The sequence below is a fragment of the Clostridium sp. genome (genome assembly GCF_021372645.1).
Classification (GTDB): domain Bacteria; phylum Bacillota; class Clostridia; order Clostridiales; family Clostridiaceae; genus Clostridium.
In genome coordinates, this window is record NZ_JAJFUC010000014.1 from 1 (window position 1) to 20,611 (window position 20,611).

General features: G+C 27.9%; 19 protein-coding genes. 7 read left to right on the forward strand and 12 right to left on the reverse strand.

The genetic code is table 11. From position 1 onward, the window contains the following. Positions 1-876: 876 nt before the first annotated feature. The 12 genes from LLF98_RS01700 to rpmH form a co-directional block, all read right to left on the reverse strand. Positions 877-1,383, reverse strand: coding sequence for a DUF4446 family protein (locus LLF98_RS01700; protein ID WP_291700214.1), 507 nt, complete (start codon positions 1,381-1,383; stop codon positions 877-879). A gap of 39 nt (positions 1,384-1,422) precedes the next feature. After that, the gene (locus tag LLF98_RS01705; protein WP_291700215.1) at positions 1,423-2,283 is read right to left on the reverse strand and encodes a ParB/RepB/Spo0J family partition protein; all 861 of its coding nucleotides are present in this window, start codon (positions 2,281-2,283) and stop codon (positions 1,423-1,425) included. A gap of 8 nt (positions 2,284-2,291) precedes the next feature. Continuing rightward, on the reverse strand, positions 2,292-3,053 hold the full coding sequence (locus tag LLF98_RS01710) for an AAA family ATPase (protein WP_291700216.1): 762 nt from the start codon (positions 3,051-3,053) through the stop codon (positions 2,292-2,294). Between the two features lie 283 nt (positions 3,054-3,336). Beyond that, entirely contained in the window at positions 3,337-4,119 is a 783-nt protein-coding gene (locus tag LLF98_RS01715) for a ParB/RepB/Spo0J family partition protein (protein ID WP_291700218.1), read from the reverse strand. A 145-nt stretch (positions 4,120-4,264) separates the two neighbouring features. Then, positions 4,265-4,981: a 16S rRNA (guanine(527)-N(7))-methyltransferase RsmG gene (gene rsmG, locus LLF98_RS01720; RefSeq protein ID WP_291700220.1), complete on the reverse strand. Its 717-nt coding sequence runs from the start codon at positions 4,979-4,981 to the stop codon at positions 4,265-4,267. Positions 4,982-5,004: 23 nt separating this feature from the next. Then, positions 5,005-6,885: a tRNA uridine-5-carboxymethylaminomethyl(34) synthesis enzyme MnmG gene (gene mnmG, locus LLF98_RS01725; RefSeq protein ID WP_291700222.1), complete on the reverse strand. Its 1,881-nt coding sequence runs from the start codon at positions 6,883-6,885 to the stop codon at positions 5,005-5,007. Between the two features lie 9 nt (positions 6,886-6,894). Beyond that, a complete protein-coding gene (gene mnmE / locus LLF98_RS01730) occupies positions 6,895-8,277 on the reverse strand; it encodes a tRNA uridine-5-carboxymethylaminomethyl(34) synthesis GTPase MnmE (protein ID WP_291700224.1) in 1,383 nt (460 codons plus the stop codon). Between the two features lie 171 nt (positions 8,278-8,448). After that, positions 8,449-9,078, reverse strand: coding sequence for an RNA-binding cell elongation regulator Jag/EloR (jag, locus tag LLF98_RS01735; protein WP_291700226.1), 630 nt, complete (start codon positions 9,076-9,078; stop codon positions 8,449-8,451). A gap of 48 nt (positions 9,079-9,126) precedes the next feature. Beyond that, on the reverse strand, positions 9,127-9,897 hold the full coding sequence (gene yidC, locus LLF98_RS01740) for a membrane protein insertase YidC (RefSeq protein WP_291700228.1): 771 nt from the start codon (positions 9,895-9,897) through the stop codon (positions 9,127-9,129). Between the two features lie 22 nt (positions 9,898-9,919). Then, positions 9,920-10,129 carry a membrane protein insertion efficiency factor YidD gene (gene yidD, locus LLF98_RS01745; RefSeq protein WP_291700230.1) on the reverse strand — a complete coding sequence of 70 codons (210 nt, stop codon included), beginning with the start codon at positions 10,127-10,129 and terminating at the stop codon, positions 9,920-9,922. Next, positions 10,101-10,478, reverse strand: coding sequence for a ribonuclease P protein component (gene rnpA, locus LLF98_RS01750; RefSeq protein ID WP_291700232.1), 378 nt, complete (start codon positions 10,476-10,478; stop codon positions 10,101-10,103). The genes yidD and rnpA overlap by 29 nt, the downstream gene beginning before the upstream one ends. A gap of 60 nt (positions 10,479-10,538) precedes the next feature. Beyond that, entirely contained in the window at positions 10,539-10,673 is a 135-nt protein-coding gene (gene rpmH / locus LLF98_RS01755; protein ID WP_291700234.1) for a 50S ribosomal protein L34, read from the reverse strand. Positions 10,674-11,174: 501 nt separating this feature from the next. On the opposite strand from rpmH, the gene dnaA reads away from it, so the two are divergent. From dnaA to gyrA, 7 genes are all read left to right on the forward strand, one after another. After that, positions 11,175-12,518, forward strand: coding sequence for a chromosomal replication initiator protein DnaA (gene dnaA, locus LLF98_RS01760; RefSeq protein ID WP_291700236.1), 1,344 nt, complete (start codon positions 11,175-11,177; stop codon positions 12,516-12,518). Positions 12,519-12,776: 258 nt separating this feature from the next. Then, positions 12,777-13,877, forward strand: a complete 1,101-nt coding sequence (dnaN, locus tag LLF98_RS01765; protein WP_291700238.1) for a DNA polymerase III subunit beta — start codon at positions 12,777-12,779, stop codon at positions 13,875-13,877. Positions 13,878-13,913: 36 nt separating this feature from the next. Next, positions 13,914-14,120, forward strand: coding sequence for an RNA-binding S4 domain-containing protein (locus LLF98_RS01770; RefSeq protein WP_291700240.1), 207 nt, complete (start codon positions 13,914-13,916; stop codon positions 14,118-14,120). Positions 14,121-14,190: 70 nt separating this feature from the next. Further along, complete coding sequence (gene recF, locus LLF98_RS01775) at positions 14,191-15,273, forward strand: DNA replication/repair protein RecF (protein ID WP_291700242.1); 1,083 nt, start codon at positions 14,191-14,193, stop codon at positions 15,271-15,273. A 14-nt stretch (positions 15,274-15,287) separates the two neighbouring features. Next, the gene (remB, locus tag LLF98_RS01780) at positions 15,288-15,548 is read left to right on the forward strand and encodes an extracellular matrix regulator RemB (protein ID WP_291700244.1); all 261 of its coding nucleotides are present in this window, start codon (positions 15,288-15,290) and stop codon (positions 15,546-15,548) included. Between the two features lie 52 nt (positions 15,549-15,600). After that, positions 15,601-17,508, forward strand: coding sequence for a DNA topoisomerase (ATP-hydrolyzing) subunit B (gene gyrB, locus LLF98_RS01785; protein WP_291700246.1), 1,908 nt, complete (start codon positions 15,601-15,603; stop codon positions 17,506-17,508). A gap of 22 nt (positions 17,509-17,530) precedes the next feature. Further along, a complete protein-coding gene (gyrA, locus tag LLF98_RS01790; RefSeq protein WP_291700249.1) occupies positions 17,531-20,047 on the forward strand; it encodes a DNA gyrase subunit A in 2,517 nt (838 codons plus the stop codon). Positions 20,048-20,611 lie beyond the last annotated feature (564 nt).

The window sequence follows — 20,611 nt, forward strand, 5'->3', positions numbered from 1 at the left end:
TTCAATCTTTTTAAAGATAAAGGTATCATTTTTTCTAGTGTTTTTCTTAATTCTGTAGTAATATATTCTTGATCGTTGATCATAAATAAACCACCTTTCCTATGTAAATTGGCTTCGCAAATCAATTTTACACTAGAAAAGAGTGGTTTTTTATTATTTTCAAATTAAATTTTTTCTTAAAATCAATCTTGGTAATTATTTGGTTATTAACTGTCCGTAAGTCAGATCCTAATATATGAATCCAATTTCCGTAATATTTCTCAGTTAAAAGTTCTAAAGGACTTTTCCCTTTACATTCCTTAATTCTACTATTTAACTATACAGTCAAAATTCTATAACAAAAGCTAAAAAATAGTGTGCTGAGTATGAACAACCAGACGATTATAACGGACAAGGACCACACCCCATAGCCATAAAGCTAATGTATATGAAGACTTACTTTCAAGAAAAAAGTAATCTTTTAAAACAACAACAGTTAAAATTTACAGCAATAATCAAGAAGTTAGCTACTATTGTATAAATCTTTCTCATATATAAAAATTATACTAAGAGTTGAATTTTGTACTTATCAGCTAAAACGGTATAAATTCTATATTGCTCAGCACAGCTCCTAATCTAAATCCAGAAACTATAACCAAATTACGGAGTGCTATTTCAATAAAGTCTTCATTTGTATCATTTAATTTGAACTATGCCTATCTTTTATTATTATTCAAATAATTGATAAATGCCATTTTAATATGTAATTATTCAAAATAGCCTAAAATTGTTTCACGTGAAACAATTTTATATTAATCAACTTTATAATTTAATTTTTATTAATAAAAAAATAAAGAGTGCCAAACTAAAAACGGCACTCTATTTGATATGTAATCTTTATTTATTTTCTTTGTTTGATGCTTTATTTAAAACATATAATTCTTCTTCTGAAAGATCGTATCTTGATATGCCTTTATCAATTGGTTTAGCATAAGTTGTACTTTCCTCCCTTCCATATATGCCTGTTAAAATCACACCATCATTTTTATCATCTAACATAACTATGGAAAAACTTAGATCACTTCCTACATTTTCAAAAGCTTTATATCTCATAATAGCTACTTTTTGAATGCAATCTTTTAATTTTATTTCTAATCTTTCACATTCCTTTAATGCTTTTTCAGAAGTTTCTTTAGCCTCTTCAATACTATTTAATCTTTCTAGTAGCACTTCCTCTAAATTCTTATTAGAAGTTCCTCTCATTAACTTTTTATATCTATTTTCAACTCTTCCTACTGCTTTAAATAAGACTATTACCATTATAAATAATAATATAATTATTATTATCATTCCAACTATTAAATATGGTATTAGCTCATTGATTGTATTAATTAGTATATCCAATCCCTTGTCATTCCTTTCATAATTGTTTCACGTGAAACATTATATATTAATAATATCTAATATCCTTTGTAAATCCTCTTCTGAATAATATTCAATTTCTATTTTTCCCTTATTCTTTTTGTTTGAAACATTTACCTTTGTTCCAAAATAGTTTTCAAGTTGATTCTTTATTTCCTTATAATATGGATTTAAATCATCACTACTTGAAATGATCTTTTCCTTTTCCTCTTCCTCACTAAACCTCTTTATCAATCTTTCCAATTCTCTAACCGATAACTTTTCATCAATTATTTGTTGTGCTAATTCATATTGTTTTTGTTTATCATTAATAGCAAGAAGCACTCTACCATGTCCTTCTGAAATAATACTCTCAATTATGTATTGTTGAACTCTATCATCTAAGTTCATTAACCTCATTGTATTAGCAATTGCTACTCTTGATTTTCCAATTCTTTTGCTTAATTCTTCTTGTGTAATCTTAAAATCATTTAATAACTTTCTATAAGCTAAAGCTTCTTCAATTGGATTTAAATCTTGCCTTTGAATATTTTCAATCAATGAAATTTCTAATATATCCCTATCACTTAATTCCATTATTATCGCAGGTATTTCTTTTAGTCCAGCAATTTTAGCAGCTCTCCATCTTCTTTCTCCAGCTACTATAATATATTGATCCTCCATATGTTTCCTTAAAATCAAAGGTTGAATTATACCATAAGTTTTTATAGATTCTGCTAATTCAGCTATTTTCTCTGAATCAAATAATTTTCTTGGTTGTTCTTCATCACTTTTAATTTTATTCAATGAAATCAATATTTTATTATCTTCATCTCTAAGCCCTTCAGTTTCTTCAGGTATAAGTGCACTCAATCCTTTTCCTAAAGTAAATTTTTTTGCCATTTTATCACCTACTGCCTTTTCAAAAATTCTTTAGTTAATTTTACGTAGGCTTCTGCACCTTTACATTTCTCATCATATAACATAATTGGTAATCCTAAACTTGGTGCCTCAGCTAGCCTTACATTTCTTGGAATTGTTGTTTTGTAAACTTTATCCTTAAAATACTTCTGAACCTCTTTTAAAACTTCGTTACTAAGATTTGTTCTATAATCAAACATAGTCATTACTACGCCTTCAATATCTAAGTTTTTATTAAGTGATTTTTTTACTAATTGTATTGTATTAATTAATTGACTAACACCTTCTAGCGCATAAAATTCACATTGAATTGGAATCAAAACTGAATCTGCACAAGTCAGTGCATTTATGGTTAATACACCTAAAGATGGTGGACAGTCGATAAATACATAATCATATTCATTTTCAACTTCTTTTAATTTGTCTTTTATTATATTTTCTCTGTTCTTTCTATTTATAAGCTCTACCTCAGCTCCTGCAAGTTCCATAGTTGAAGGTGATATAAATAATTTTTGAACTAAATCACTTCTTAATATTGACTCCTTCATAGGAGTATCAGAAATTAAAACATCATAAATAGATAAATCTAAATTATTCTTATCTAATCCTAATCCACTTGTTGTATTTCCTTGAGGATCTATGTCTATGGTTAAAACTTTATAACCTTCCATTGCTAAATACGCACATAAATTTATATTAGTAGTTGTTTTTCCAACGCCGCCCTTTTGATTAAAAATACAAATTGTTTTCATAATATGAACGTCCCCCCTTTCCCATATTAATATTATATATACTTTTGTAATATAATAAAAGAATTATGTTCTAAAAAACATAATTAGTATAAAATTTATCTTATAAAAAAATACATTTTTGAAATTAGTTTTTATTATCTAATGTAAAAGGTATTATTAAATTGTAAATAAGCATTTTTTTAAGTTACTCACAGTCTAATTATTCCATAGTTTTACGCATAATTAAAATTAAGGCTACATTATTGTAACCTTAATTTCCACTACTTTAAGCTATTATTCAATTTTATTTCTTTACTTTTGGAATTTTAACTGTTACTTCTATAAATTCATCTTCATCTTTATAAGTATATTCAGCTGGTATATCAAATTTTTGTAATACTTGTTTAATTGTATTTACATATAACTTTGCAGGTAAAACACTTTTTATATTTCTTTTTCCCTTATTCTTTAGTTCTTCGCCTGCTAGTTTAAGTAATTCTCTATTAATAAGTTCTTCTGTTTTATTTACATTTAATCCATATTTTATTACTTTTTGAACTATTACTAATTGCAATTCTTTCTTTGGAATAGTAAGCAATGCTCTTGAATGTCTTTCTGTTAATTTATTCTTTAAACATATTTCTCTAACTTCGGGACTTAATTTTAATAATCTTAATTTATTAGCAATCGTAGATTGTTTTTTTCCTATCTTTTTTGCCAATTCATCTTGTGTAAAATTATGATCTTCAATCAAATTATAATATGCTTCTGCTTCTTCAATATAATTTAAATCTTCTCTTTGTAGATTTTCTAATAAAGCTATTTGAGCTGATTCAGAATCTGTTATATCAATAACATTACACGGAACTGCTTCTAGGTTAGCTAATTTAGCAGCTCTAAGTCTTCTTTCTCCTGCCACTAACTCAAAAACTTCCCCTATCTTTCTTACTGTAAGTGGTTGAATTATTCCATGTTGTTTAATTGATTGTGATAATTCTTCAATTGCTCCTTCATTAAAATATTTACGTGGTTGATAAATATTTGGAATCACTTTGTCTGTATTGATTTTTACTATTTCATTATTCATGTTTCCAATCCATCCCTTATTAAAATACTATGGTACATTCACTTTATACTACTTACTTTTATTCTATTACAACTATATTTTCCCTTTTTATTTTTTGTTCTATAATGAATTCATTCAAATACTATTCACACTATTTTACATATGGTTAAAGTGGGTTTTTAGTTATTGATCCTGCTTTTCTTGGATATACCTTAGAGCATATTCCTATTTTCTTTACAACAACCAAATTATGTCTTAATTCTGTATCCTCAATATTAACTTCACATATATCTATCAATTCCCCACCAAGAATTTTAATTGCACCTACACTCTCTTTAATTTCTTGATCAACTGAGGGTCCTTTTAATGCAATAAAATTGCCACCAATTTTTACATATGGTAAACATAATTCAGATAATACACTCATATTAGCAACAGCTCTAGATGTTGCTATATCAAACTGCTCTCGTAATTTACGGTCCCTTGCACCATCTTCTGCTCTGGAATGAATTGTAGTTACATTAGATAGTCCTAGCGCATTTATAACAGTATTTAAAAAGTTAATTCTCTTATTTAAAGAATCCAACAATGTAACATTTAAGTTTTCTTTCATAATAGCAATTGGTAACCCTGGAAATCCTGCACCTGTCCCGACATCTATTAATGTTTTAGCATTTTTTAATTCTTCTCTTTTAAATGCTTTTATACAATCTATGAAATGCTTTTTAATTACTTCTTCATCTTCTACTATAGCTGTTAAATTTATCTTTTCATTCCATTCTTGAAGAAGTTTCATATAAATTATAAATTTTTCATATTGTTCCTTTGATAATTGTAAGCCAACATCCTCTGTTGATTTTGACATTAAATCATAAAAATCCATAAGTCCTCCATTAATAATTAATATTATTTATTATAATGATGTTCAAGATAAATTAATAGAACTGAAATATCTGCTGGAGATACGCCTGAAATACGTGATGCCTGCCCTACACTTACTGGTTTAATATTATTTAGCTTTTGTTCAGCCTCTGTTCTTAATCCATATATATCCTTATAATTAATATCCATAGGCAACAACTTCTTTTCAAACTTTTTAAATTGAGCAACTTGTTCAAGTTGACTTTGAATATATCCTTCATATTTTGTCAGTATATTAATTTGTTCACCAACATCATTAGGTAAATCAGGTCTTTCAGTATCTAATTGTGCTAATTCAAAGTAATTTAATTCTGGTCTTTGCATTAATTCATAAAAACTAATAGGCTTTCTTAATTCAACTGAATTTAATGAAAGTAAAAATTCATTAACTTCCTTCTTGTTTGTTACCTTTAATTTTTTTAATCTCTCTATTTCATTTTCAATATTTTTCTTTCTTATTAAAAATCTACTATATCTTTCTTCTGTAACTAATCCAACTCTATGCCCTATATCAGTTAATCTAAAGTCAGCATTATCTTGCCTTAATAGCAATCTGTATTCTGCTCTTGATGTCATCATTCTATATGGTTCATTAGTTCCCTTAGTAACTAAATCATCTATAAGAACTCCTATGTAGGCATCTGAACGAGTTAATATTAATGGTTCTTCATTTTTAATTTTTAATCCAGCATTTAATCCAGCAATTAATCCTTGTGCCCCTGCTTCTTCATATCCAGAACTCCCATTAAGTTGACCCGCTCCATATAAACCTTCAATAGCTTTAAATTCTAGCGTAGGCTTTAATTGAGTAGGATCAATTGAATCATATTCAATTGCATATGCAGTTCTCATCATTTCAACATTCTCAAGTCCAGGTAAAGTTTTAAGCATCTTAATTTGAACTTCTTCAGGTAATGATGAAGAAAATCCCCCTACATACATCTCTAAGGTATCAATTCCTTCTGGTTCAATGAATATTTGATGCTGAGGCTTATCTGGAAATCTCATTATTTTATCTTCTACAGATGGGCAATATCTAGGTCCTATTCCTTTTATACTTCCATTATAAATTGGTGATCTATCTATATTTTCTCGAATTATTTTACGCGTTTCTTCGTTTGTATAAGTTAAATAACAAGCCACTTGTTCTTTTTCTAATTTTTCATTCATAAATGAAAAAGGTACTATTTTATCATCACCATTTTGTTCTATCATTTTCGAAAAATCCACAGATTTTCTATTTATTCTAGCTGGAGTCCCTGTTTTAAATCTTCTTAATGTAATTTCTAAGTTTAATAATGATTGAGACAAGTCATTTGCTGGAAATAGTCCATTAGGGCCTCCACTATAGGATACCTCCCCAATAATAATTTTCCCTTTTAAATATGTACCTGTTGCAAGCACTACTGCTTTACACTTAAAAATAGCACCATTTTTAGTAACTACACCTGTTACTTTTCCACCTTCAACATTAAGTTCTGTAACTTCAATTTGCCTTATTTTAAGATTCTCTTGTTCTTCTAAAACTCTTTTCATTCTAAACTGGTAATCCCTTTTATCTGCTTGAGCTCTTAATGAATGAACTGCTGGTCCTTTTGACGTATTTAACATTCTTGATTGAATAAATGTATTATCAATGTTAATTCCCATCTCTCCACCAAGTGCATCAATTTCTCTAACTAAATGCCCCTTTGCAGTGCCACCTATATTGGGATTGCAAGGCATTAGTGCTATTGAATCTAAATTTATAGTACATACTAAAGTATTGAGTCCTAATCTTGCTGAAGCTAGTGCAGCTTCACACCCTGCATGACCAGCTCCAACAACTATTACATCAAATTGACCACCATCATAATTTACTGCCATTGCTTTTACCTACTTTCCTACACAAAATTCACTGAAAATTTTATTTAATAAATCTTCTTCCAATTCATCACCTGTTATTTCACCTAATGCCTTCATAGCTGCTGTTATATAAATTGATATCAAATCAAGATATTCATTAACATTAATCCTACTTAAAGCTGTGTCACAATTTTCTAGTGCTCTATATAATGCCTGTTTATGCCTTGTATTTGAAATTATTAAACTTTCTGAATTTATTTCTCCATTAAAGAATAAATTCTTAATTTCTGTTTTTAAATCATCAATCCCTTTTCCAGTCTTTGCTGATATATCTATTTTATTATTAAAATTATTTATTACATCTTGTGATATCTTCATATCCAAATCTATCTTATTTAATAATACTATGTATTTTTTATCTTTAATTTTATCAATTATAATTTTATCATTATCATCTATATCTCTAGATGTATCAAGCATTAATATTATTAAATCTGCTTCTTCAATCTTTTCTTTCGATTTCTCTACACCCATTTTTTCTACTATATCTTCTGTATCTCTTATTCCTGCAGTATCAGTTATTCTAATAGGTATTCCATCAAGATTTATATATTCTTCAATCACATCCCTCGTTGTTCCAGGAACATCTGTCACTATTGCCCTTTTTTCTTTTAGTAAGGCATTAAGCAATGATGATTTTCCTACATTGGGTTTACCAACGATAACTATATTAAGACCATCTCTTATAATCTTTCCTTCATCAGCATTTGATAATAAGTCATTTATTTTTAAAATTGTTTTATCAATACCCCCTTTAATTTGAAGAATTAAGTTGTCATCAATAATATCCTCATCATCTTCTGTAAAATCAACTGAATATTCAATTAGTGCTAATACATTTAACAAATATTTTCTTAATTCTGCTATTTCTCTTGAAAGTGCTCCATTACTTTGCAACATTGCTGATTTCATTGATAATTCAGTCTTTGCTGTAATTATATCCATAACTGCTTCTGCTTGACTTAAATCTACTCTACCATTTAAAAATGCCCTCTTTGTAAATTCTCCTGGCTCTGCAAGCCTTGCTCCAGCTCTTATAATTTGATTTAACACACTATTAGTTGATACAACTCCACCATGGCAGTTAACTTCAACTACATTCTCTCCAGTATAACTGTTAGGTGCCTTCATATAGCTCAAAATAACTTCATCAATTATTTCTTTATTTTCTACATCTACCACATTTCCGTACTTCATAGTATATGTTTGCATACTTTTAACATTATAATTATTTTTAGATGTAAATATCTCACTAGCAATATTTAAAGCATTTTCCCCTGAAATTCTAATTATAGCAACTCCGCCTTCTCCAATAGGTGTGGCTATAGCACAGATAGTATCAAATTCTTTCATTTATTGTCCTCCTTTATAAAGAAGAATTTTTTTCTTATTAATATCAATTTTAAACTAATATCAATTTTACATAACAAAATTTAATTAGTCAAAGTTATATTAAACAAATTTTTCTTTTTAAATTTATAAAATTTAATTATAAATTTAAAAAGAAAGCCCTCAGGCTTTCTTCTACAAATCTTTTTTTAATTCAACAACTACTCTTCTGAATGGTTCATCGCCTTCACTATATGTATTAACAAAAGCATGCCCTTGAAGTGCAGAATGAATAATCCTTCTCTCATACGGATTCATTGGTTCTAACTTAAATACTTTTCGTGTCTTTTTAACCTTATTAGCTGTCTTAATAGCAACACCATTAAGAGTTTCCTCTCTTTTGCTCCTATAGTTTTCAGTATCTAATATAACTTTTTTATGAGGAAGTTCATGTACCTTATTAACTACTAATGAAACTAAATATTGTATAGAATCTAATGTCTCTCCTCTGTAACCAATTATCATACCCATTTTTTCTCCTGATAAGTTGATTCTAAGAACATCATTCTCTTCTTTAAAATCTATCTTGGCCTCTATTTCCATACAATTAAGTATATTTGCTATAAAAACTCGTGCTTCCTCAATATAATTATATTTATTAGAAACCCTAATTTTAGCTGGCTTAACTCCTATAACATTAAATAAACCCTTTGAACCATGATTCAAAATTTCAACATTCACCATGTTCTTATCTGTACCCAATTCAATTAAAGCTTTATTTAAGGCTTCTTCAACAGTTTTTCCTTCTACTTCTATTGATTTCATCTGTTAATTCACCACCTCTAATATCAAAGCAAACTTAAATCACTTTTTTTATTTATTCTTTTTTCTCTTTTTACTAGATAAATTTTTAGGTTCTTCAACTGCCATCACAAACTTTTCTGTATCTGCTTGAACTTCTTTTTCTTTTCTAGAATTAATTTCTTTCATTGCAGGTTTATAATTTAAGAAATAAGTTTGTATACCTTGAATTAAATTACCCATTATCCAATATAAAACCAATATTGATTTAAAATTTAATGACATAAATCCCATCATTCCTGCCATCATTAAATTCATAGTTCCCATATTCATTCCACCAGGTTGTGATGGCGTAGCTTTAGTCATTAAATATGACGGTACATAAGTCGATAATGCAGCTAGAACTGGCAATATGAATAACTTGTCAGGAGCTGCTAAATCTTTAATCCATAAAAATGAAGATCCGTCTATCCCCTTTATACCCATAAATACCCAATAAAGAGCCATTAATATCGGTAATGGTAATAATGATGGAAGACATCCCCCTGTCATGCTAACATTCTTTTCCTTATATAACTTCATTGTTTCTGCATTTAATTTTTGTGGATCATCTTTATACTTTTCCTGAAGCTTCTTAACTTCTGGTTGAATCTTTTGCATTCCTTGAGTTGATTTTGCAGCCTTAATATTAAATGGCAATATCAGTACTCTTATAACTACTGTAAATGCAAATATAGCTAAAACATACGCTAATCCTTTATCTGATATTCCTATACTATCATGCATAAAAATATAGAAATAGTTAAATATATCAGCCATAAAGTCAATTATACTTTGAAACATTAAAATACATACCTCCTATACCTTACCTTACTGGATCATATCCACCCTTGCAAAAAGGATTACATCTTAATATTCTGTAAATCGCCATTAAACTACCTTTAAACGCTCCATATTGATTTATAGCATCTAGAGCATATTGTGAACAAGTTGGCGTAAATCTACAGCATGAAAGTCTTCCAGGTGAAATACCTTTTCTATAAAATTTAATTAGACTTATTAGTAGTTTCTTCATTATTATATAAGCCTGCCTTCTTAATTAAATTCTTCATAGATTTTTCTACTTCAAAGTAGCTTTTATCTTTGATAGGATTTCTTGCTATAAAAACAAAATCATATCCTTTTATTATAGAATTATAATTTAACCTAAAGCTTTCACTTATTAATCTTTTGCATCTACTTCTAACAACACTATTTCCTACTTTCTTACTTACAGAAACACCTAGTTTATTATAAAGATTAAATTTCTTATCTTTATTTTTTTTATTCCTTAATATGTACATAACTAGAAAGTCATTTGCAAATGACTTTCCTCTTCTATATACAAATGAAAATTCAAAATTTTTCTTTAATCTATAAATCATAGATATTTTTATACTCCTTTTTTCCCTGCATTGCAGAAAAAAGGCCACTTAATGCGGCCCTTAAGCTGTTAATTTTTTTCTTCCTTTTTGTCTTCTGTTTCTAAGAATATTTCTTCCTGCTGAAGTACTCATTCTCTTTCTGAAGCCATGTTCCTTTTTTCTTGTTCTCTTTTTAGGTTGATAAGTCATGAACATTACACATGCACCCCCTTAAATTGATTATTTATAGTAAAAACTATACTTTATGATTTTAAATTTTACTTTACTTATTATATATACATAATAATTTTCTGTCAAGGTGGTAATAATTGTTGATAAATATATTTATATATATTTTTTTGTGGATAACTTATTGAATATCAATATTTACTTATGTTATCATAAGTATTATGTTGTGAATAACTTATTAATATTAATACTTATCCACATATGTTGACAAGTATGTGGATAAGTTGTTTATTTTCTGCTATTGCTACATATCATATACCACACTTATACTATATTTAGTATATGTTTATAACTTTTTTTGTAAATTGTTATTGAATTTATACCAAATTAATATATACACATAATTATTAACATGTTGATATATTTATATACATGCATGGCTATAATATACAAATGTTAATATTTCTGTTGATAAACTGTACATAATATCATAAAATTTTTTTTTATTAAAATATTGGAGGAATAAGAATGGATGCCGATCTTAAAAATTTGTGGGCTAAAACCCTAGATATTATAAAAAGTGAGCTAAGTGAAGTTAGCTTTAACACTTGGATTAAAAGCTGCGAACCTATGTCTATCTCTTCTGATACTATAAAGATAAGCGTTCCGAATTCCTTTACTCAAGATATTTTAGATAAACGCTATAAAGATTTAGTTGTTAATTCTATAAAAGCAGTCTGCTCAAAACTATATAAGATTGAATTCATTATAATGTCAGATAATTATGATAAAGATGAAAGTAATGCTCCTGAAATATCAAAATCAATTATCGTTAATGATGAAATGTCTTCAACATTAAATCCCAAATATACATTTAAATCTTTTGTAATAGGCAACAGTAACAGATTTGCTCATGCTGCATCATTAGCTGTTGCAGAGTCACCTGCTAAAGCCTATAATCCTCTATTCATATATGGTGGCGTTGGACTTGGAAAAACTCACTTAATGCATGCCATAGGTCATTATATTTTAGCTAGTAATCCCAATGCCAAAGTAGTATATGTTTCCTCTGAAAAATTCACTAATGAATTAATTAATGCAATTAAGGATGATAAAAATGAAGAATTCAGAAATAAATATAGAAATGTAGATATCTTACTTATAGATGATATACAATTCATTGCTGGAAAAGAACGTACCCAAGAAGAATTCTTCCATACATTTAATGCACTACATGATGCAAATAAACAAATTATATTATCATCCGATCGACCACCAAAGGAAATTCCAACATTAGAAGATAGATTACGTTCTAGATTTGAATGGGGACTAATTGCAGATATTCAAGTTCCTGATTTTGAAACTAGGATGGCTATTCTAAAAAAGAAGGCTGATGTTGAAAACTTAAATGTAGCAAATGAAGTCATGGGATATATTGCTACTAAAATTAAATCTAATATAAGAGAACTTGAGGGGGCTTTAATAAGGATAATTGCTTATTCTTCGCTAACTAATCGAGAAGTTACTGTAGATTTAGCTACAGAAGCATTAAAGGATATCATATCTAAAAAACAAGGAAAATATATTACTATTCATATTATACAAGATGTAGTTTCTAGTTACTTTAATTTACGTATCGAAGATTTAAAGTCTCAAAGAAGAACTAGAAATGTTGTTTATCCAAGGCAAATTGCAATGTATTTAAGTAGAAAACTAACAGATATGTCCTTACCTAAAATTGGAGAAGAGTTTGGTGGAAGGGACCATACTACTGTTATACATGCTTATGAGAAAATATCTGAAAATCTAAAAATTGATGATTCCTTGCAACATACTGTTAATGATATTACTAAAAAGTTAACTCAAAGTTAGTCCACAACTGTATATAATAAGTACATAATAACCTGTGGATAATATTTTTAAAGTAATAAAGTATTGAATAATGTGGATAACTTGTTTAATTTGTTACTTACTTATCAACAACAATTTTGTATATAATTTTGTTGATATTACTTACTTCGAGATAGTTATCAACAAATCAACAGCCCCTACTACTACTATTACTAAAAAATATTTATCTATCTTTATTATTGTCTTTAAGTTCCTGTTAACAAATAAGGAGGGTTTTAAATGATCTTTACATGTGAAAAACAAAAAATATTAGAAGGTATATCAATAGTTCAAAAAGCTATAACTGGTAAATCGACTATGCCTATACTTGAAGGAATATATATAAATGCAAATAAATCAATATTGACACTTATAGGATCAGATATGGATGTTAGTATTCAAACATTTGTCGATGCTACCATTATAGAAGAAGGAAGTATTGTTATTGATGCTAAAATCTTTGGAGAAATAATAAGAAAATTACCTAACTCAACTATTAAAATAGAAACTATTGAAAATCAATTGATAAAAATAACTTGTGAAAAATCTGTATTTGATGTAGTTTATATGAATACAAATGAATTCCCAGAGTTACCTAAAATTAATGAAAACTTAACCATATCAGTAAATCAAAATATATTAAAAAATATGATTAAAGGAACGTCTTTTGCAATTGCTCAAGATGAAACTAGACCAATTCTCCAAGGTATATTATTTGAAGTGAAAAATAAAAATTTAAATTTAGTTGCCCTTGATGGATATCGATTAGCTATTAGAAGTGAATTTTTAGATACTGATATTAATATGGAAGTTGTTATACCAGGTAAAACTTTAAATGAAGTATCTAAAATACTAGAAGATGCTGATGATATTGTAGACATAACATTTACTAATAATCATATATTATTTAATTTAGAAAAAACAAAGATAATATCTAGATTACTAGAGGGTAAATTTATAAATTATAATTCATTATTGCCACAGGAACATAAATTATTTGTTAATATTAATAGACAAGAATTGCAAAATGCTATACAAAGAGCATCTTTAATGGCTAAAGACGGAAATACTAATTTAATAAAATTAGATTTGCAACAAGATAATTTAATAATAACATCTAATTCTCAATTGGGAAAAGTAAGAGAAGAAATTTCGATAAAATTGCAAGGTGAATATATACAAATTGCATTTAATTCAAAATATTTGTTAGATGTACTGAAAAATGTGGAGTCTGATGAAGTTATTATGAAAATGACCTCGGGAATAAGCCCATGCGTAATTGAAGAAAAAAATAATGAAAATGCTAAGTATTTAGTTTTACCAGTAAGATTAATGAGATAGGAGGATAAATATTAAACTTAATATTTATACAATAAAATGAATAAAATAAAAATTAATACTGAAATTATAAAATTGGATGCTTTTTTAAAGTGGGCAGCCATTGTTAGTTCAGGATCAGAAGCTAAACTTTATATACAAGATGGATTAGTAAAAGTTAATAATGAAATTTGCATTCAACGAGGAAAAAAATTAAAAGTTGGAGATATTGTAAGTTTCGAAGATTCAGATTTTGAAATAGTATAACGTAGTTATTAAGTAATAAAACAAACTGTTATATAATAACTATGTTATAATTATTATAGGTGTATTTTTTATGTATGTTAAAAATATTATTTTAATTAATTATAGAAGTTATGAGAATTTAAAAATTGAATTTAAAAAAAATGTCAATGTATTCATAGGAGATAATGCTCAGGGGAAAACTAATATTCTGGAATCAATTTACTATGGAGCTTTTGCGAAGTCTCATAGAACTTCAAAAGACAAAGAATTAATAAATTGGAAAAAGGATAAGGCTTACATAAGTTTACTTGTTGGCAAAGATAGACTTGATAAGAAGATTGATATAAATATTCTTAGGGATGGTAAAAAGGCTATTAAAGTAAACAATATTAAAGTAAATAAAATAGGTGAATTGTTTGGAACGTTTAATGTTGTTATGTTTTCACCAGAAGACTTAAAAATTATAAAGGAAGCTCCTAATCTAAGAAGAAGATTGCTAGATATGGAGTTGTCTCAAATAAATTCAAAATATTACTTTAACTTGGTTCAGTATAATAAGATTCTTAACGAAAGAAACATTTTATTAAAGAGTAAAAAATTCAATATAGATGTTTTAGAAGTCTATGATATACAATTAATTGAATATGCTGATTATATTATCTCAAAAAGGTTAGAATATATAGATAAGATAAACTTTTATGGTAGTAGGATCCACAATGAAATAACATATGGTAAAGAGAAAATTGAGTTTAAATATAATTGTACTGTTAATTTAGATGATTTTAAAAATAATTATTTAAAAAAATTGCAAGATAATATTTTGAGAGATAGAGAAAGAGGATTAACTTCAGTAGGACCTCATAGGGATGATTTTAATGTTTTTATAAATGATATAGATGCTAAAATATTTGGTTCTCAAGGACAGCAGCGGACAGCAATTTTAACTATGAAGTTTTCATCTCTAAAAATTATTAAAGAAATTACCGGAGAATATCCTGTTTTATTATTAGATGATGTTCTTTCAGAACTTGATGTAAATAGAAAAAGATATATATTGAGTAAAATAAACAATATACAGACAGTAATAACATGTACTGGAATTGATGATTTAGGAGATTATTTAGATAATAAGGCTAAGATATTTAATGTATCGAATGGGCAAATTTTAAATTGAAGGAGGAATATTTAGTGTTTTTACATTTGGGTGAAAATGTTGTAGTTCCTATTAAAGACATTATTGGAATATTCGATTTACAAAATACAATGTATAGTTCTGATACAATACAATTTTTAAGATTGGCAGAAGAAGATGGATTTGTTCAAAGAATTACAGAGGAACAACCTAAGTCTTTTATCATAGCAGAAGTTAATAATAAAAGTAAGATATATCTTTCACCAATATCATCGACGACATTAACAAAAAGAACTGATATGGATTATAGTTCTTAATTTTTAAAGGGTTAATAATTTTAATATTTATTAAGTTTAGGAGGATTCTGATTTGGAACAAAATAATAGAGAATATGATGAAAATCAGATACAAGTTCTTGAGGGATTAGAAGCAGTAAGAAAAAGACCTGGTATGTATATCGGAAGTACAAGTTCAAGAGGTCTTCATCATTTAGTTTATGAAATAGTTGATAACAGCATCGATGAAGCATTAGCTGGTTATTGTAATAAAATAGAAGTTTATATTAATGAGGATAATTCAATTACAGTAAGTGATGATGGTAGAGGTATTCCAGTAGGAATAAATGCTAAAATGGGAAAATCAAGTGTTGAAGTTATAATGACAATATTACATGCTGGAGGTAAATTTGGCGGCGGAGGATATAAAGTTTCAGGTGGATTACATGGAGTTGGTGCATCTGTAGTTAATGCTCTTTCAGAAGAGTGTGCTGTTACAGTAAAAAGAGAAGGTCATATTTGGAAACAAGAGTATAGAAGAGGTAAGATAGTTGAAGATCTAAAAAAAATCGGTGATAGTGATGAAACTGGTACAACGGTATACTTTAAGCCAGATTCAGAAATATTTGAAGATTTAGTATTTGATTTTGAAATTTTAGCTCAAAGGTTGAGAGAGTTAGCCTTTTTAAACAAAGGTATTTATATAAAGTTAGTAGATAAGAGAACAGAAAAAGAAGAAATATTTCACTATGAAGGTGGAATTAAATCATTTGTTAGTTACTTAAATAGAAATAAAGTATCTCTTCATGAAGAGCCAATGTATGTAGAGGGGATAAAAGACAACATATCTGTTGAAATAGCATTGCAGTATAATGATGGATATACGGAAAATATTTTTTCATTTGCAAATAATATAGATACAGTTGAGGGTGGAACTCACTTAGTTGGATTTAAAACAGCATTAACTAGAGTACTCAATGATTATGCTAAGAGATTTGGATATATAAAAGAAAATGATAAAAATTTTACAGGTGATGATGTAAGAGAAGGCCTTACAGCTGTAATATCTGTTAAGATTGAGGAACCACAGTTTGAAGGGCAAACTAAGACAAAGTTAGGAAATAGTGAGGTTCGAGGAATTGTTGATTCAGTTGTTGGTGAAAATGTAGGTATGTTCCTAGAAGAAAATCCTAATGTAGGTAAGATAATAATAGACAAGGCTTTAATGGCAGCTAGAGCTAGAGATGCAGCTAAAAAAGCAAGAGAATTAACAAGAAAATCAGTATTAGAGAGATCTGCATTACCTGGGAAATTAGCAGATTGTTCTTCAAAGGATCCTAAAGAATGTGAAATTTATATAGTCGAAGGGGATTCAGCGGGTGGATCTGCAAAACAGGGAAGAAACAGACAATTCCAGGCTATCTTACCATTAAGAGGTAAAATACTAAATGTTGAAAAACAAAGATTAGATAGAATATTAAATTCAGATTCAATAAGAAATATGATTACTGCATTTGGTGGAGGAATAGGAAAAGATTTTGATGTTGAAAAGCTTAGATATAATAGAATTATACTTATGACAGATGCCGATGTTGATGGTGCTCACATAAGAACATTATTGTTAACATTCTTTTATAGATACATGAAAGAACTAATAGAAGACGGGCATGTGTATATTGCACAACCTCCATTATTTAAGGTTAGCAAAGGTAAAAAAGAAATATATACTTATTCAGATGCGGAACTAGAAAAAGTATTACAAGAGATTGGTGGAAAAGATAATTCTACTGATATACAAAGATATAAAGGTCTTGGTGAAATGAATGCAAATCAATTATGGGAAACAACAATGGATCCAGCGAATAGAATATTATTAAAAGTAAATATTGATGATGCAATGCTTGCTGATGAAATATTTACAATTTTAATGGGTGAAAAAGTTGAACCAAGAAGAGATTTTATAGAACAAAATGCTAAAAATGTTGTCAATTTAGATATTTAAAGCTAAATATGAGGTGAAATACATGGATTTTAATGAAGGAAAAGTTCTATCTGTAGATATTAAAAATGAAATGAAGAAGTGTTATATAGACTATGCAATGAGTGTCATAGTTGGGCGTGCATTGCCAGATGTAAGAGATGGTTTAAAACCAGTACATAGAAGAATACTCTTTTCTATGCAAGAACTAGGATTATATCCGGAAAAGGGATATAGGAAATGTGCAAGAATAGTCGGAGACGTTTTAGGTAAGTATCATCCACATGGAGATACTTCTGTTTATGATGCATTAGTAAGAATGGCTCAAGATTTTTCAATGAGATATATGCTAGTTGATGGTCATGGAAATTTTGGCTCTGTTGATGGTGATGGAGCGGCTGCAATGAGATATACAGAATCAAAAATGAATAAAATAGCTGTTGAAATGTTAAGAGATATTAATAAGAATACAATTGATTTTATGCCTAATTTTGATGGAGAAGAACAAGAGCCAGTAGTATTACCAGCTAGATATCCAAATCTTTTGGTTAATGGTTCATCAGGAATTGCTGTTGGAATGGCAACTAATATTCCACCACATAATTTGGGTGAAATAATAGATGGTACTATAATGCTCATTGATAATCCTGATGTAACAGTATTAGATATTATGACTAAAATTAAAGGTCCAGATTTTCCAACTGGAGCTACTATAATGGGTAAGGCTGGAATAAGAGCAGCATATGAAACAGGAAGAGGAAAAGTCGTTGTAAGAGCAAAGGCTGAAATTGAAGAGGAAAATGGAAGACATAAAATAATTGTTACTGAGATACCATATCAAGTAAATAAAGCAAAACTTATAGAAAATATTGCTGACTTAGTAAAGGATAAAAAGATTACTGGAATATCTGATTTGAGAGATGAATCAGATAGAGATGGTATGAGAATTGTAGTTGAACTAAAACGAGATGCCAATCCTAATATAGTATTAAACCTATTATATAAACATACAAAACTTCAAGATACATTTGGAGTAATTATGTTAGCATTAGTTAATAATGAGCCAAAAGTTTTAAATTTGAAACAAATATTAGAAAACTATATAGAATTTCAAAAGGAAGTAATAACAAGAAGAACTATATTTGATTTAAATAAAGCTGAGGCTAGAGCTCATATATTAGAAGGTCTAAAAATAGCATTAGATAATATAGACGAAGTAATAAGTATAATAAGAAATTCCAAAACCAGTGAAATAGCTAAAAATACTTTAATAGAAAGATTTGATTTTTCTGAAAAGCAATGTCAAGCTATATTAGAAATGAGATTAAGAAGATTAACTGGTTTGGAAAGAGATAAAATTGAGGATGAGTATAATGAATTAATGAAACAAATAGAATACTTAAAATCTATTTTAGCTAGTGAAGAAAGATTATTCAGTGTTATTAAAGATGAACTTATGGAGATAAAAACTAAGTATTCAGATGAAAGAAGAAGTAAGATTGAAAAAATTCTAAACGAAATTGATATAGAAGATTTAATCCAAGAAGAAGATGTTGTTATAACATTAACTAATTCAGGATATGTAAAGAGAATTTTAGCAGATACCTATTCAGCACAACGAAGAGGTGGTAAGGGTATTCAAGCTATGACAACAAAGGAAGATGATGTTGTTGAACATGTAATGATAACATCAACACATTCTGATGTATTATTCTTTACTAATAAGGGAAGAGTATATAAATTAAGAGCTTATGAAATTCCTGATGCTGGAAGACAAGCAAAAGGAACAAATTTAATAAATCTTATAGCAATAGAAGCTGATGAAAAAATTCAAACAGTATTAACAGTAACAGATGATAAAAAAGAAGGATTCTTATTCATGGGAACTAAACAAGGTATAGTAAAGAAAACTCCAATAAGTGAATTTAAGAATTTAAGGAAGAATGGATTAATTGCAATAAGTTTGAAAGATGGAGATGAATTATTAAAAGTCAAAAATACCTATGGAGATGCTAATATTATGGTAATAACTCAAAATGGTTATGCTGTTAGATTTAATGAAGCAAATGTTAGGTCTATGGGAAGAACTGCATCAGGAGTTAAAGCTATTAATTTAAAAGATGATGATATAGCAGTATGTATGGATATTGCTGTTGATGGAGAAGAATTATTAGTAATAAGTGAAAATGGATATGGAAAGAGAACTCCTATAACTGCATATAAGCTACAAAACAGAGGTGGAGTAGGATTAATAACTTATAAGATTAGTGATAAGACAGGAAAACTTGTTGGTGCTACAATATGTAAAGTTGATGATGAATTAATGCTTATAAATTCTAAGGGGGTAGCTATTAGAATTAATGTATCTGATATTTCTGTCACAAGTAGATCTGCAATGGGTGTAACATTAATGAGAAGTAATGAAGATGAAAAAGTAGTTGCTATAGCTAAGATATTGAGTAGTTATGATTCTGAAAAACAATTAGTTGAAGGAAATCAAGATGATAATGTTATGGGTGAAGAAGTAGAAGATAACAGTGAAATAAATAATATAGAAGAATAATATTATAATTATTGATTTAGTATTATTTAAATAAGGCTCTAACAATAAAAAAGTATGTTAGAGCCTTATTTGTATTAAAAAAATAAAATACGATGAAATTATATGACATATTACTTATTATTCAAATGAATAATAAGTAATATGTGCCTGGAGTGTCATAACAATTAATATTGAGAATAAGGTAGATAAATAGAGATATATAAGATTAAGTTAACCTAATAGGGTTATACTATATAAATAAATGTAAATTATGTGTTAAGATAAAAAACGTCGCAAAGATGCATCAACAACTTAATGAAAATTTAAAAACGATTGAAAAAAGGTTTTTAAATAATCTCTTAAAAAGTTGTTGACAAGATTAAAACTAAGTGATATACTAAGTTATGTCGCTTGAGTGTGACAAATAAAAACAAAAAATTACAACGAAAGTTGTGAAAGAAAATGGTCTTTGAAAATTGAACAGAATATATAAGTACATTTAAGTAAACCAGCAATTTTTATTTGAGTAAGCTAAGATTAAACTTTTTATTGAGAGTTTGATCCTGGCTCAGGACGAACGCTGGC